Origin of the sequence: Peptoniphilus harei, assembly GCF_900454685.1 — a bacterium.
GTDB classification, from domain to species: Bacteria; Bacillota; Clostridia; order Tissierellales; family Peptoniphilaceae; genus Peptoniphilus_A; species Peptoniphilus_A harei.
This window is the reverse complement of the sequence record NZ_UATM01000032.1, coordinates 1855393-1870465: the sequence shown is the minus strand read 5'-3', so window position 1 is coordinate 1870465 and position 15073 is coordinate 1855393. Positions and strand designations below refer to the sequence as shown.

Sequence of the window (15073 nt, the reverse complement as noted above, 5' to 3'; positions counted from 1 at the left end):
CTTATGAAACTGTTTTGCAAGAAGGGGGTTCAAATCTATCGGGTGGTGAGCGTCAACGAATTTCTATTGCAAGAGCCATGTTAAAACCGAGTAGGTTTGTAGTTCTTGATGAGGCAACTTCAAGCGTAGATCCAGAAAATGAAAAGAATTATTGATTGCTTTGAAAACTTATTAAAGGCAAAACCGTTATTGTAATGCACACAAGCTTTACTGTAAAAATGCAGATCAGATAGTTGTTTTAAAAGATGGTGTTATAAACAAGTAGGAACACATAGTGAACTTGCATCTAAAACATGGAATAATAAGGATTTTATTGAAATCAGAAAACAATCTGAAAAGTGGAAGATTTAAATTTGAGTAATAGATCAATCTTAATTTTGACGAACCTACAAGTGGTTGGATTTTAAGAATATGAAAAAAGGAGGATGATTTATGAAACAAGATATGAAAGAACAATTATTAAGCAAAGACCTATAGACCTACTTTTTCAATTATCTATCCCTGCTGTAATAGGAATGATAGTAATAGGTCTTTATCCACTAATGGATGGAATTTTTGCAGGAAATATTATAGGACAAACTGCAATGACAGCTTGTGGTGTAGCTATGCCACTTACCTTTTTTAATAGTGGAGTATCTACACTTATTGGTGTAGGTTCAGCATCGGTTTTATCAAGAGCTATAGGAAAGGGCGACAAAAAACAGTTGATAAAATTATGGGGAATTTAATATTTTGGGTTATTCTATTCTCATCAATTATTACAATAGGCGGAATTTTACTTGCACCACATTTTTTAGATATGGTTGGAGCAAGTGGAGAAATTAAAGAATATGGTATCAGATATTTACGAGTAATTTTATTGGTTCTTTATTTGTAAACTTTACTCAATCAGCAAACATGGTTATGCGTGGAGAAGGATTAATGAAAAAAGCAATGCTCATTATGGGCTAGGAGCTTTTTTAAACATAATTCTTGATCCCATTCTAATGAAATTAATGGGAAATATGCAATTGAAGGGCTGCACTTGCAACTATTACAGCACAATTTGTTCAAGCAATAATAACACTCCATTACTTCAAATATAAAAGTAAAGCAGTAAAAATAAATAAAATCAAACCTGATCAGGAAATAAAAAAAGAAATGTTTGGCGTAGGGTCATCTGCTATGATGATGCAAATTTTATTTATGATTCAACAAACAATGCTATATAAAATGTCATTTAAATATGGCGGAGATACAAATGCTATCTTGATGGCAGCAACACTTAGAATATATGCCTTTTCATTCATTCCACTTTGGGGAATGAGTCAAGGTTTACAACCTGTAGTTGGTACAAATTTTGGAGCGAAAAAATACGATAGAGTAAAAGAAGCTATGAAAGTATTTTCTATCGGAGGGTTAGTTCTTGCATCAATATTTTGGGTGCCAGCATTAGCATTTTCAAAGAATATTCTTTCTTTGTTTGGAGTAGAAGAAAGTATTATAACTCAAGGGATAGGGAACTTTAGACTATTTATTCTATCTTTATCCTATATGGAGTAATGGTAATGACTATAACATTCTTCCAATCAATAGGAAACGCTAAAAAAGCTGGCATAATAGTCATGCTAAGGCAGTTATTTTTATTCATACCTGCCATGATTATTTTACCAATGATATTTGGAGTTAAAGCAGTATGGTTTGCAGAACCCTTGTAGATTTAATTATGATAATAGTTGGTGTAGTAATGATGTTTGGGGAATTAAATAGGATGGATAAAATTAGTTTGAAAAATTCAAGTAATGAATAATAAGTGGGTTTATTTAAAAGAATGGAGGGAAATATGCAAATAAATATAATTAAAGTACATTTACCTTTTTTCTTTGGTTTACGCTATTTACAAGTTAGATAACTCAGTTAAAAAATTAAATACAATTACTATTAGAAAGAGTTTTTTTCATTCTAGAGGACTAACCATGCCCAAGAGCAGGAGTCCTCCTTTTTTTGTCTGAAAACATAAAGACAAAAAGAATGGAGGAAACATAAATGACAAAAGAATATTACCTTTATGTCGGTGGGCAAAAAATCAAAGTAAGCGAGCAGATATACAAAGTCTACTGGCAAGAAAGAGAACATGAAAAATATTTAGAGCAGGTGGACAAGAAAAACCACTTGCTCTTTTTTTTCGTCCCTAAATCATGATGGGAATTTCGAAGATAATTTAGAGGATAAAAACGTTGATGTAGAAAAAGTTGTAGCTACACAAATGATGATTGAAGCACTAAAAAGTGCTTTGTCAAAGTTAAATAGGGATGAGCGGGAAATCATAGAAAGATTATATTTCAATGATGAAACACTTCGTGCAGTAGCGAAGACTCAAATATCTCACATCCAACTTTAATTAAAAGACGAGATAAAATTTTAGAAAAACTAAAGAAATTTATAGAAGAACTATAAATTATGGTTACCAAAGAGGGCAAATTTTCCTTTATAAAGTGAAGGGGAATTTTGTCCTCTTTTATATAAAAAAAGAAATTAATAGAAATTTGAACCTTGACAACTGAATAGACCAAGACAGGACATTAACCATTTGTGGAGCTTTATAATTTCTTCGCCATAACTTTTCTGCTGATAAGGATTTCGGTTTAAATAAATACTCTAGTTTAAAAGAAGGATAAAAGAAAACGAGCGACAAAAAGAAATTATATATTCAACCTAGGAAATTGATGCATTGAAGCAAATGGGGATAATGATACTTCTACAGTTGTTGCCGGCTCATCTTGAAAAGGGGCGGTGGTGAAATTCCAATGTCGTGACCTACACGCCTGTTAATGTCAAAAACTTAAAAATATTGAAGATAAGGAGAAGATATTATGTGTGATGAACATAATATAAATACAGAAATGAAAACAGATAAAAAAGATAAACAGATGATAAATCAAATTGATGGTTGGAATATAGAAGTTAAATTTAATGAAAATGGATTTAGCTTAGAAAATTTAGTAGAGGAATACATCAAAGAAAATTTTCTGTCTATTAGGGGCTGACAGAAAATATAAGGAGCGTTATAATATTTTTGTGGAAGCCTAGCCTTGGTTCGATTTATTGTATGTAAATTGAATTAAAGGAGGCTTTTTTATGTTTAAAAACAATTTAGCAAAAGAAAATTTGGCAGTTATGTATTTAAGATTATCAAAAGAAGATGGCGAAAAAACAGAAAGTAACTCTATATCTAATCAAAGAGAAATTATAAACTCTTATGCAAGAAAAAATCAAATTACAATTGTCAAAGAGTATGTGGATGATGGGTATTCAGGTGCAAATTTTGATCGTCCCAATTTTAAAGAAATGATAAAGGCTGCCTATGATAGAAAGTTCAATACAATTATTGTAAAGGACTTATCAAGATTCGGAAGAGATTATATAGAAGCTGGAAAATATATTCAAAGAATATTTCCGGAAAACGGTATAAGATTTATATCAGTAAATGACAATTACGATAGTAAAAGTGCAGATATAAACGATACACACCTTATACTTCCTATAAAAAACTTCATCAATGACAGTTATTGCCGAGATATTTCCAATAAGGTAAAAAGCTCTCAAAAGATAAAAAGAGAAAAAGGAGACTTTATCAGTGCTTTTGCACCTTATGGATATAAAAAGTCTGAGGAGAATAAAAACAAGTTAGTGATTGATAAAGAGATATCAGATATTATCAAAATATATTTGATATGAAACTCTTGGGATATTCCTCAAAGGCAATTGCAGATGAACTAAATCATTTAGGAGTTTTAACTCCAAGAAAATATAAAGAAAGTCAAGGATTTAAGTGTAATGGATTTCAAAATACAAAAGGTGGAACTTGGTCAGCAAAGACAGTAAATAGAATTATAGAAAATGAAGTATATATTGGAAATACTTTACAAGGAAAGAGTGTTACTTTAAGTTATAAAAATAAAAAGCAGATAGAAAAAGAGAAAGAAGAATGGATAAGAGTAGAAAATACCCATGAATCAATTATAAGTAAAGAAGTTTTTACTATTGCAAATACTATGTTAAAAAGAGATTTGAATAATTCTCGTGGAAAGGACAAAATTGATATTTTTACAGGAATGCTTTTTTGTAAAGAATGTGGAAGTTCTTTGATTAGAAGGACTGTAAAGTATAAAAAAAGAGAAGAGATATTCTATATCTGTTCAAAGTATAACAAGGAAAAATCTTGCACAAGACACAGCATAAAAGAAGAAACCTTGATAAAAGCAGTATCTAAAATAATGAAGTCCTACATTGAATTTAATGAAATCTATATTCTAAAGTTCAGCGTATAGATATAAATAAAAATTTGAAAGACAATCAAATTCCTATACTAAAACGAGAAAAAGCAATGACAGAAGAATCTTATCTTCCCTATACCTTGACCTGAAAGAAGATGTTATTAGTAAAGAAGAATATCAACTTTTTAGAAAAAACTATACAGAGAAACTGACTAAATTAGATGAAAGTATCGAGTATAGATTGAAAAAACAGGAATATACTAAGGAGAAGATTGACAAAATAAGAGTTGGATCATCGACATTAACAAATATAAAAATTTATCGGAAATAGATAGATTGTCTGTTGTGATGCTCATTGATAAAATTTTTATTTCTGAAGATAAAACGATAGATGTTAGGTTTAATCATACCGAAGAATTGTCTTTACTTGAAGAAATGACAAAAATGGATAAGTCTGACATTAAATCTAACACCATAAAAAAGAAAAGTATCGATATAAGCAGGAAGTCAAAACTATCCCCACTGTTATGAATAAAAGTCTTGTAAGTGCTGAAGTGAGGTATGCTATGGCTAGAACAAAAATAGGCATATATCACAATCAGAAACAGAAGTTGGAAAAGTGATTGAAAAAATATACATTGCCGGTATTTATGCTAGATTATCACAGGAAAGAAAGGAAGCTTACAGGGATAAAAGTAATTCACTTGAAATGCAGGAAGAACTTTGTATAAATGCTGCAAAAGAAAAAGATATAAAGATTTTAAGAGTATACAAGGACTATGAATATTCTGGAACAAATTTTAAAAGACCTGCATTTATTGAAATGATGGAAGATATCCGAACAGGTAGGATAAATTGTATCATAGTAAAAGATATGTCAAGGTTTGGTAGAGAGTATTTAGAAATCGCAAACTATATCGAAAAAGTATTTCCATTTTTGGGAGTTCGATTTATTTCCGTAAATGATAATTTGGATACTAAAGACGGTATAAAATCAGAACAGAGTTATGAAATAGCAGTAAAAAATATCTTCAATGATTTATACGCAAAAGATATTTCAAAGAAAATAAAAGCCTCCAAAGAAATAAAAATGAAACAAGGGTCTTTTATAGGAGCAATGGCTCCGTATGGCTATAAGGTTGATAAAATTGATGGAAAAAGAGTTCTGATGATGGACGAAAAGGCAGCAGATGTAGTAAGACTTATCTTTTATATGGCAAGTCAAGGTGAATCCAATATGCAAATAGCAAGAGAATTGACTAAAACATATACGACACCTGATGAATATAAAAGAACAGGTAAAATTTTTAAGGATAAAGAAGATACAAGACAATGGGATATTTCTTATATATCAAAAATGCTTTCTGATGAAGTATATATTGGGAATTTGATTCAAAGAGTTTACTCAAATAGACATGATCCAAGTAGGAAAAGTAAGTTTCGTGATAAAGAAGAGTGGATTATAACAGAGAACACCCACGAAGGTTTAATAGACAAAACTACATTTGAAAATATCAGAGAGATAAAGGAGAAAAAACAAAACTATCTACCTTACCATTCACTGAAAAACATAATAAAAGACGGAAAAGAAAATGTTGGAGTAAAAATTCAAAGAGATCATAAAAAAGAAGGAAAGTATGACGACCTCATACAATGCAGTGTTTGTGGTAGAAATTTGAAAAAACAATATGGACCACGAGGACTGAAATATCATGATGAGATTTGCTATTGCTATTATTGTAAAGGTGGAGACAGATTAAAATTAGAAAAATCTCATGTCAGAATATATGAAACAGACCTAGACAAAATTTTAGTAGATACCTTTAAAAGACTGTTTTCAAGCTTTTATAAAAAGGATAAAAGATTACGACTAAAAATATATTTAGAAAATATAAGTACTGAAAAGATAAATCAAGTTTCTCTAAAAACAGATGTAAATAATAAAAAGATTGCTTCTCTTAGGATCAATCTACAAGAACAATATGAAAACTATGTTAAAGGAGAGGTTCTTTTAAGTGATTTTAAAATAGAAAGTAAAAAAATAAATAATCAAATAAAAACCTTAAAAAATGAATTAAAAGTTTTTGCTGAAAGAATAAGAAATATAAAAAAGAAAAAAAGAGAAATTATAGAATTTATAGATGTACTATTTTGCTGCTTGGATGCTAAAAGCATAGAAGTTGATAAAGAATTGGTCGATACATTAATTAGTCATATAGAAATATCAGAGTATAAGCAGGTTACCATATATTTTAAGTTTAAACTTGATAAAGATGTGGGAAAGCAGTTGGAGGTAGAGCATGAATAAGATAGCTATATATTTAAGACTTTCTGAAGAAGATTATCACAAAGTGGATGAAAGTGAAAGTATAGCAAATCAAAGAGATTATATAAAAAGCTACATTGAAAATGAAACATCTTTAAAAAGTTGTGAAATAGAAGAATATGTAGATGATGGATATTCTGCTACTAATACAAATAGACCTTCCTTTTTAAGGCTTATTGAGGATATAAAGAGTGGTAAAGTGGGAACTATAATTGTAAAAGATATGTCTAGGTTTTCAAGAGATTATATTTTGCTTGGGGATTACTTAAGCAATATATTACCATTTCTAAAAATACGATTTATTGCTATTAATGACAACTATGATTCTTTAAAAGAACAAGGTAATGGCTTAGATACAGATACACAGTTTAAGACATTGTATTATGATTTATTCAGTAAGGAATTATCTGAAAAGGTAAGAGGTTCTATTAGGCAAATTAAATCGCAGGGGAAAAATATAAATTGGGCAGCACCTTTTGGATATATTAAAGATCCAAAAGATAAACATAGTATCATCATTGATGAAAAAACAGCTTTTATAGTTAAAGAAGCTTTTGATTTATTGCTAAAAGGATATTCGTGTATTCAAGTGGCTAATATATTTAATGAAAAAGGTTATATTACACGCTCTGAACGAAAAGAAGAACTGAAACTTTCTGATTATACTGGAAATTTAATTACCGGAAGTGAAGTAAAGAAAAGAGTTTGGACAAATGCAGCTATCTCACAGATTACAAGGAACGAACTATATACAGGAGATTATGTATATAATAAATTCAAAGAAACAAAAATAGGTGGAAGAAAAAGAATTTTACTTCCTGAAGAGGAGTGGAAAATACTTCCAAATACCCATAAAGCTATTATTTCCAGAGAAGTGTTTGATAAGGTTAAGAAAATAAAAGAAAAAAGAAGTTTTGGGGGATATACAGGAAATAAAAATCGTTCTATTTTTTCTGATAAGATTTTTTGTAAAGAATGTGGTAGACATATGAGTTTACGATGTGACAGTAGACAAAAGAAGAATTCTGATAAAATATACAAGTATAAGATTTATTATTGTAATTTATGTAAAGCTGAGAAAACACCAAACAATATCAAAGAGAAAGATATTATTGAACTTATAAAACCTAAATTAAAAGGTTTTAAGATTCAAAACACATTAAATAAAGAGAAAGTTATAGAACACAAGAATGTAAAAGAAGAGATTTTAAAGGAAATATCCATATTAAACAGCAATTTACAAATCATCTATGAAAACTATAAAAAGAAAAATATTTCGAAAGAGGAGTATCTAAAGGAAAAAACTTTTATCAAAGATAAAAAGATATTATTGGAGAGTAAGTTGGAAGAATTGAAGTCAGAGAAGATTGATTCAAGGAAAGAAATGGATATTACAGTCTTAGACGAAGAAAGTTTATTGAAGGCTTATTTAGACAATAAAATTGATAAGATAATTGTATCAAGAAGTGGAGAAATAGAAATTGTAGAAATATAGATGGATAGTATTAAAAGTAACTCATAATCTCGCCAACTTTAATTTTAATACGCCAAAATGTAAATAATGACGAGAAAATTTGCGGAAATAAATAGTACTGTTTACTATGAGTTGATAGGGTAAATATTTAGGAACAAACAAAAAAATGATATAATTATAGTTAAAATGAGATATTGTGAGGTGATTTTTGTGTCTAAAATAAATGTGGAAGGATCAGAAATTAGCATTATTGCCATAGATAATAGAGATTATATTTCTTTAACCGACATGGTTAGAAATGTTGAAAATGGTGTGGCACTGATAGAAAAATGGCTAAGGAATAAAAATACAATTGAATTTTTAGGAATATGGGAAGAAATGTATAATGCGAATTTTAATTCCACCGAATTCGAGGGAATTAAAAATGAAGCAGGTTTTAATCGTTTTATTTTATCGGTTAAACAATGGGTCAATAAGACGAATTCTATCGGAATTATTGCCAAAGCAGGAAGATATGGTGGAACATATGCACATAAAGACATAGCTTTTGAATTTGCGTCGTGGGTATCACCTTATTTTAAGCTCTATCTTATTAAAGAGTTTGAGCGCTTAAAAGAAGAAGAACAAAAACAATTAGGTTGGGATATCAAGAGGAATTTAGCTAAGATAAATTACAAAATTCATACAGATGCAATTAAGAATAATCTTGTCCCTGAAAAATTATCAAAGGAAAGAATAAACTATATCTATGCAAGTGAAGCAGATATATTAAATGTAGCTTTGTTTGGAATGACAGCAAAAGAATGGCGTGAAAGTAATCCGGAGTTAAAAGGAAATATGAGAGACTATGCTGATATATCACAATTAGTGTGTTTATCAAATCTTGAGAACTTAAATGCTGTTTTTATAAATGAGGGAATGGATGCAACTGAAAGGATAGAAAAATTAAATGCAATTGCTATTGAACAAATGAGGATTCTAACAGAAAGTGAACGTATAAAAAAGTTAAAATAAAAGTTTTGTATATAAATTAGGCGATAGAAATATCGTCTAATTTTATGTAACAATTGCTTGACATTGTAGGGCAAGACAACACTACTTAAGTGCATCTTGGACCTCTATAGGTATGATGGAGACATAAAAGTTTTTGGAGAAGAAATCCATAAGGAATCCTTTGAGAAAATTGGGGCAGTGATACCTGACTCCTTCTTCAACGATACTTTTAAGATCAAAGATGTTGTTGATATTTTAAAAGTTGCCTACAAAAATTTTGATGAAGATATGTTTTATGACTGCGCAGAAAAATTTAAGATGCCCAGGGACAAAAAGTTAAACGAACTCTCTACCGGTAACCTAATGAAGCTAAAAATTATTTCTGCCATTTGTCATGACCCAGACCTTTTGATCCTTGATGAGCCGACTTCTGGTCTCGACCCAGTTATTCGTGACGAGATTATAGGATTTTTGTTTGACTACATCAAGGATGGGGATAAGACAATTTTATTTTCGTCCCACATCTTGTCTGACATAGAAAAAATTGCCGACTATATAATTTATATCCACGAGGGAAGACTAATCTTATACGATGAAAAGGACTCTCTAATAGAAAAGTATGGAATTTTAAAAACTTCTGAGGAAAATTTAAAAAATTATGGAGACTTCATCTTAAAGACAAGAAAAAATAAATACTCAACAGAAGCCTTGATAAAAAATGTCCAAGTTTTTAAAGAATTTTATCCAAATGAAGTTGTGGACAGGGCAAATGTGGAGGACATAATGATATTCTTATCAAGAGGTGGACAATGAAAGCAGTATTAATAAATGAGTGGAAAATATTTAAGTATTATTTTTTAGCATCAATAGTAGGATTGGCATTAATACTCTTAATTTTTATTAATAATAGGGGAGGAGACAACAGACTTCTCAACTACTGCGTTGCCATTGTTTCTTATACATTAAGAGGTCAAATTGTCTTTGGAGATAAGTATAATGATATGGGTAATTTCTTAACAATACCAGTTTCTATTAATGACTATGCCCTTGGAAAAATCATGAGGAATATAATTGTTTATGTAATAACATCGACAGCATTTTTTTCTTTAGTAATTTTTAAAGAAAATATTACAATGGAAATTATAAAAAGATTTATATTTTATTTTTTAGCAATTGATTTTAGCTTAATGAGCATTTTCCATATATTTTTTTCAAAATATAAAAAATCTTATATTTTTATAATTTATACATTATTTGTTTTATTAGTTGGGATGCCATTGCTTAGATACACCAAGTATCTTTTGAATTACAAAATAATTTTTATAATTCTTTCCATAGCCTTACCAGTAATTTCAGTTTTTATGGATTATAAATTCTCATCAAAACTTTTAAAGGAGAATGAGATAATATGAAAGCAGTTTTATATAATGACTTTAAACTTGTAAAAAAGCTTGCCCTTCCACTTGTAATTGTTATTGGGGCAATTTTAGCTTTGAGTGTTGTGATTACAGGGGAAAAATCTGAACAATTTTTTTTGCAATGGGCCTTTATTATGGTCTTTAGTTTGAGGTCACAAGTTGTTTTTGGAGATAACTTCAAAGATTTTCAAAAGTTCATGACTATGCCAGCATCTATAAAAGATTATTCTCTTGCCAAGATTATAAAAAATCTAATAGTATTTATTATTACTAGTCTTGTATTTTTAATTGGGATGATTACCAGTTCTGATGGAGACAGACTTATTTTAAATATGTATGTCAACATCCTAATAGCCTTGGACTTTTTCGCCCTTAGCCTTAGTCACCTAATTTTTACAAAATACAAAAAAGGTTTAGTGTCATTACTATATGGTCTATTGATTGTTGGATTTGGTATAATTTTTGGCCTAATCTACATGACCAATTATGACATTTTAATTAACTACAGACCAATATTTATAGTAGGCTCAATAATAATTTGCATCTTGTCCTTTGGATTAGACTATAAATATTCTACAAAATACTTGAGAGAGGGGATAGGATGAAAATTCTTTTAAAAAATGATTTTAAAATTAGGAAAAAATTTATTATTGCTTATTTAATATTTATAATAATGATATTTTCCCTAAAGACTATTGGACTTATGTCAGAAGAATATAGGTTTTTCACAGACAAATCCTTCGTTCTAGTTTACCTATCAGCTATCCTAGTTCATTTCGTATTATATGTAATAAGTAGTGAAGGTATGATGATTGACAAGAGCAAACCATATTTTTTGTGTATGGGTGTATCGAGACGTGACATAATAAATGTAAAGTTCTTGAAGATTGCAATAATATTTATTATAGATGGGCTCTTAATGGCTTACATCTTACAAAATGTTAAATTGCGTGGGGAGGAATTTGAGTTTGGACTTTTTATTTCACTATTTATGATGGCCTATTACCTTATAAACATTCCCATCTATCTTTACTTTGGACAAAATAGTGGAGTGGGAACAATATTTACAAGCTCTCCTGCCTTGCTTCCATTTTTAGATAAACTTGGAAAGAATCCCTCAGGCTTTTTCCTGGGCATAATAAAAAAGACAAGTTCTCTTAAATTAACTTTATTCTTACTTGCCTTTGTAATGACAATTTATATAATCTCTCTAATAATAGGAGAGAGAAAAGATTATTAATAGAGAAAGACTTTTGAAGCCGCACTTCAAGAGTCTTTTTTTGATTTAAAAATTATTTTCACAGAAATAAATTCATCATCTTCCTGCCATTTATCTCACAATATGATAGAATTAAAAATGTATTTTAAATGAGGAGGAAAAAATGGAAACAAATTCAAGTTTTTTAGAAAAAACTTTTTCTCTCAATGAGAGGAAGACTAATGCCAAGACAGAATTTTTGGCAGGACTTACAACTTTTATGACAATGTCATATATACTTGTTGTAAATCCAAATATGTTATCTGAAACTGGAATGGACAAGGGTGGAGTTTTCACTGCGACCATAGTTGCTTCAATCATTGCAATGATCTTTATGGGATTTTTTGCAAACTTGCCCTTCGCACTTTCAGCAGGGATGGGACTTAATGCTTTCTTCACTTACACAGTTGTCCTAAGCATGGGTCACGACTGGTCCTACGCCCTAACGGCAGTATTCTTGGAAGGTATTGTATTTATAGTGATGAGCTTCTTCAATATTCGTGAAGCAATATTTACTTCAATACCAATGTCACTTAAGAATGCAGTATCAGTTGGTATTGGACTTTTTATTACCCTAGTGGGACTTATCTCAGCAGGAGTTATTGTTGATAACGATGCAACTCTTATTGCTCTTGGAGATATTGCATCAAGACCATCTCTTGTTTTTATAGTATCACTTATGGTGATGGCACTTTTAACAGCAAAAAATGTCAAGGGAGCACTTTTATATGGAATTATAACTGGAACTGTACTTGCCCTTATCTTGGGAGTTAGCCACTTACCTGGAGGAATGTTATTTTCACTTCCACCATCACTTGAGCCAGTTGCCTTTAAGCTTCACTGGGGAGACATCTTCACACTTGATATGTTCTCTGTAATGTTTACATTCTTATTCGTAGACTTATTTGACACAGTGGGAACTCTTACTGGAGTTGCAACTAAGGCAGACCTAATTGATGAAGATGGAAACCTACCAGGAGTTGGACGTGCACTTTTAGCTGATGCAGTTGGTACAGTTATTGGTGCCCTTTTAGGAACATCTACTGTTACAACTTTTGTTGAATCTGCATCAGGTGTTGCTGATGGAGGAAGAACTGGACTTACAACTTTATCTTGTGCCTTCTTCTTCTTTATATCATTATTTTTATTCCCGATTTTTTCAATTGTGCCAGCACAAGCGACATCAGCTGCCCTTGTAATGGTAGGACTTTTTATGATTAGTCCAATTAATCAAATAAAATTAGATGACTATACAGAATCAGTTCCAGCCTTTTTGACAATGGTGACAATGCCCTTTGCTTATTCAATTGCAGAAGGTATTTCTGTGGGAATGATCTCTTATGTAATCTTAAAAGTTACAACAGGACGTGGAAAAGAAGTTTCACCTGTTATGTATTTATTGGCCCTTATCTTTACACTAAGATACCTAAGACCAATTTTACCTTTATAAGAAATAAGAATTTTTTAGGACTTCAAAAATTATTTTGAGGTCCTATTTTTTTATGAGTTAACAGTGAGTTTATAAGTGGTAATTTTTTATGAGTTGATAATATTTTTGTAGGTGAGATTTTTTTATGAGTTTATAATAAATTCACGAGTAACAATTTTGTATAAACTTGTAATTATTTGTGAAGTCATAAATTTTTGTGAAGTGTTATTTTCTTGTAAGGTCAGAATTATTTATAAAGTCTCATTTATTGAATTGTTGGGGACCCTTTAGTATAATTGTAAGTATATTAAGGGGGCGTTTTTATGAAAAAAATGTTTTTATACATAGTAATGGCTCTTACTCTTTTTGTAAATGTTTTTGCTGCTGAAGACATCCAAGTTGTTCTAGAACAACCAGGTCTTTCACAGGCGAAGAGTGGAGACAGTCTAAAGTATAATTTAATTGTAAATTTGCCAAAAGACTACAAGGAGAAGTATTCATCTTTTTCTGTAACTCTTTTATTTGATAAGGCACTTGATGTAAAGGGAACAAAATTAATTGATGAGAAGGAAGTGGCTGGCAAGCTTGATATTAGGGAAACTTCCATTAAGGGAAAGGACCAAAACATTGTCACTATTAATGCCAATGACCTTTCTGTAATCAAGGGAGACAAGTTAAATCTAGAGATCAACACTAGGGTGAAAAGTGATGTTGGTTCAAGTTCCAACTTAAAAAACTCCTTTGTCCTTTCTTATGTTGACAGGGAAGGGGACACTAAAAGTGACCAAAAAAATCTTGAATCATCAACAAAAACTCAAAATGGTGTTTTGACTATCAAGGACGTTTACGATGGATCAAGTGAGATTGAAGGAACAACAGAAAAAAATGCTGATTTGAGACTTGCCATTGATAAGAAACTTGTGGCAACTACAAAGGCCGATGCCAAGGGAAACTTTATCTTTGAAGGCCTAGACCTAAAAGAAGGATCATACCTAAGGATAGCTGCGACTACTAAAGACAAGGAAGCCAGCCTGGACTATATGGTAAAGGCCAAGGTGGAATCCAAGAAGTCAGCAGAACTTGTAAATGAAAACAACGACGAGTTAGAAACTTACAGCACAATAAAAACTCTTGAGAAATTAACTGACTATGTGGACTTTGGAAAAAATCTTTCCACTGCCAAGGCAGGAATTCAAAATGAAAGAAGACTTCGTGCAGCAATTGCGTCAGCTGAATATATTGTTGTAAAGAGCGAAGTTTCAACTGATGAAATTAATAAGTCTCTTGAAGAACTTCAAAAGTCCATAGAGCTTGTTAGACTACCATACATGGCAGGTATATCTGAGGATAAATTCGCTCCTAATGAAAAAATAACTAGGGCAGAGGCTGCTTCAGTTTTAAAGAGATTAATTGACGACAAGGCCAAGTCCAATGGAGATACTAAGTTTAGTGACCTTAAAGAAGGCCAATGGTTCTATGACAATATTGTCTTCATAGAAAAAGAGGGCCTAATCTCAGGTTATGAAGATGGAACTTTTAGACCAAAGGAGCCAATGACTAGGGCACAATTTGCCAGCATGATGGCAAATTATTTAAAATTAAATGTGGGCAACAATCCAATTGACTTTAAAGACGTAAAAGAAAACTATTGGGCAAGTGATGCCATAAATACCCTATCAAGTCATGGAATTATGGTTGGAAAATCAAAAAATGAATTTAAGCCAAATGACAAGATAACAAGGGCAGAAGCTGCCACAATATTTAATAAAGTTTTAGATAGGAAGATCAACAAGTCTTTCTTGGATAAGTATTCAAAGAACCCATTTAAGGACCTAAAGAGGAACCACTGGGCTTATTATCAAGTTATAGAAATTACAGCAAAGTGAATAGAAAAATAAATAGAAAAGTAAATAGAAAGG

The 15073-nt window shown here is 30.7% G+C and carries 12 protein-coding genes and 3 pseudogenes; all 15 read left to right on the top strand.

The window, feature by feature from the left end:
• Window positions 1-14 precede the first annotated feature (14 nt).
• The 15 genes and pseudogenes from DRZ96_RS12545 (at window position 15) to DRZ96_RS10145 (ending at window position 15040) form a co-directional block, all read left to right on the top strand.
• Window positions 15-155 (top strand): ATP-binding cassette domain-containing protein, encoded by a 141-nt coding sequence (locus DRZ96_RS12545; RefSeq protein WP_457920608.1) that lies wholly within the window; start codon window positions 15-17, stop codon window positions 153-155.
• A gap of 277 nt (window positions 156-432) precedes the next feature.
• Window positions 433-1789: pseudogene (locus DRZ96_RS10205) on the top strand (MATE family efflux transporter).
• A gap of 236 nt (window positions 1790-2025) precedes the next feature.
• Window positions 2026-2436: pseudogene (locus DRZ96_RS10200) on the top strand (sigma factor-like helix-turn-helix DNA-binding protein).
• A gap of 416 nt (window positions 2437-2852) precedes the next feature.
• On the top strand, window positions 2853-3026 hold the full coding sequence (locus DRZ96_RS10195) for an aminoacyl-tRNA hydrolase (RefSeq protein ID WP_112890560.1): 174 nt from the start codon (window positions 2853-2855) through the stop codon (window positions 3024-3026).
• Between the two features lie 91 nt (window positions 3027-3117).
• Complete coding sequence (locus tag DRZ96_RS12540) at window positions 3118-3717, top strand: recombinase family protein (RefSeq protein ID WP_256584866.1); 600 nt, start codon at window positions 3118-3120, stop codon at window positions 3715-3717.
• Window positions 3714-4310: a recombinase family protein gene (locus DRZ96_RS12535; protein WP_256584865.1), complete on the top strand. Its 597-nt coding sequence runs from the start codon at window positions 3714-3716 to the stop codon at window positions 4308-4310. Before DRZ96_RS12540 ends, DRZ96_RS12535 begins: the two co-directional genes overlap by 4 nt.
• A 565-nt stretch (window positions 4311-4875) precedes the next feature.
• Window positions 4876-6564: a recombinase family protein gene (locus tag DRZ96_RS10185; protein WP_236587181.1), complete on the top strand. Its 1689-nt coding sequence runs from the start codon at window positions 4876-4878 to the stop codon at window positions 6562-6564.
• Complete coding sequence (locus DRZ96_RS10180) at window positions 6557-8077, top strand: recombinase family protein (protein WP_112890558.1); 1521 nt, start codon at window positions 6557-6559, stop codon at window positions 8075-8077. Before DRZ96_RS10185 ends, DRZ96_RS10180 begins: the two co-directional genes overlap by 8 nt.
• Window positions 8078-8266: 189 nt before the next feature.
• A complete protein-coding gene (locus DRZ96_RS10175) occupies window positions 8267-9070 on the top strand; it encodes a KilA-N domain-containing protein (RefSeq protein ID WP_022620611.1) in 804 nt (267 codons plus the stop codon).
• An 81-nt stretch (window positions 9071-9151) separates the two neighbouring features.
• Window positions 9152-9862: pseudogene (locus DRZ96_RS10170) on the top strand (ATP-binding cassette domain-containing protein); the annotation flags it as partial.
• A complete protein-coding gene (locus DRZ96_RS10165) occupies window positions 9859-10461 on the top strand; it encodes a hypothetical protein (RefSeq protein WP_112890557.1) in 603 nt (200 codons plus the stop codon). The pseudogene DRZ96_RS10170 and the gene DRZ96_RS10165, both read left to right, overlap by 4 nt.
• Window positions 10458-11072, top strand: coding sequence for an ABC-2 transporter permease (locus DRZ96_RS10160; protein WP_112890556.1), 615 nt, complete (start codon window positions 10458-10460; stop codon window positions 11070-11072). The genes DRZ96_RS10165 and DRZ96_RS10160 overlap by 4 nt, the downstream gene beginning before the upstream one ends.
• Window positions 11069-11707, top strand: coding sequence for an ABC-2 transporter permease (locus DRZ96_RS10155; RefSeq protein ID WP_112890555.1), 639 nt, complete (start codon window positions 11069-11071; stop codon window positions 11705-11707). Before DRZ96_RS10160 ends, DRZ96_RS10155 begins: the two co-directional genes overlap by 4 nt.
• A gap of 142 nt (window positions 11708-11849) precedes the next feature.
• Window positions 11850-13175, top strand: coding sequence for an NCS2 family permease (locus DRZ96_RS10150; RefSeq protein ID WP_112890554.1), 1326 nt, complete (start codon window positions 11850-11852; stop codon window positions 13173-13175).
• Window positions 13176-13477: 302 nt separating this feature from the next.
• On the top strand, window positions 13478-15040 hold the full coding sequence (locus tag DRZ96_RS10145) for an S-layer homology domain-containing protein (RefSeq protein ID WP_112890553.1): 1563 nt from the start codon (window positions 13478-13480) through the stop codon (window positions 15038-15040).
• Window positions 15041-15073: the final 33 nt, after the last annotated feature.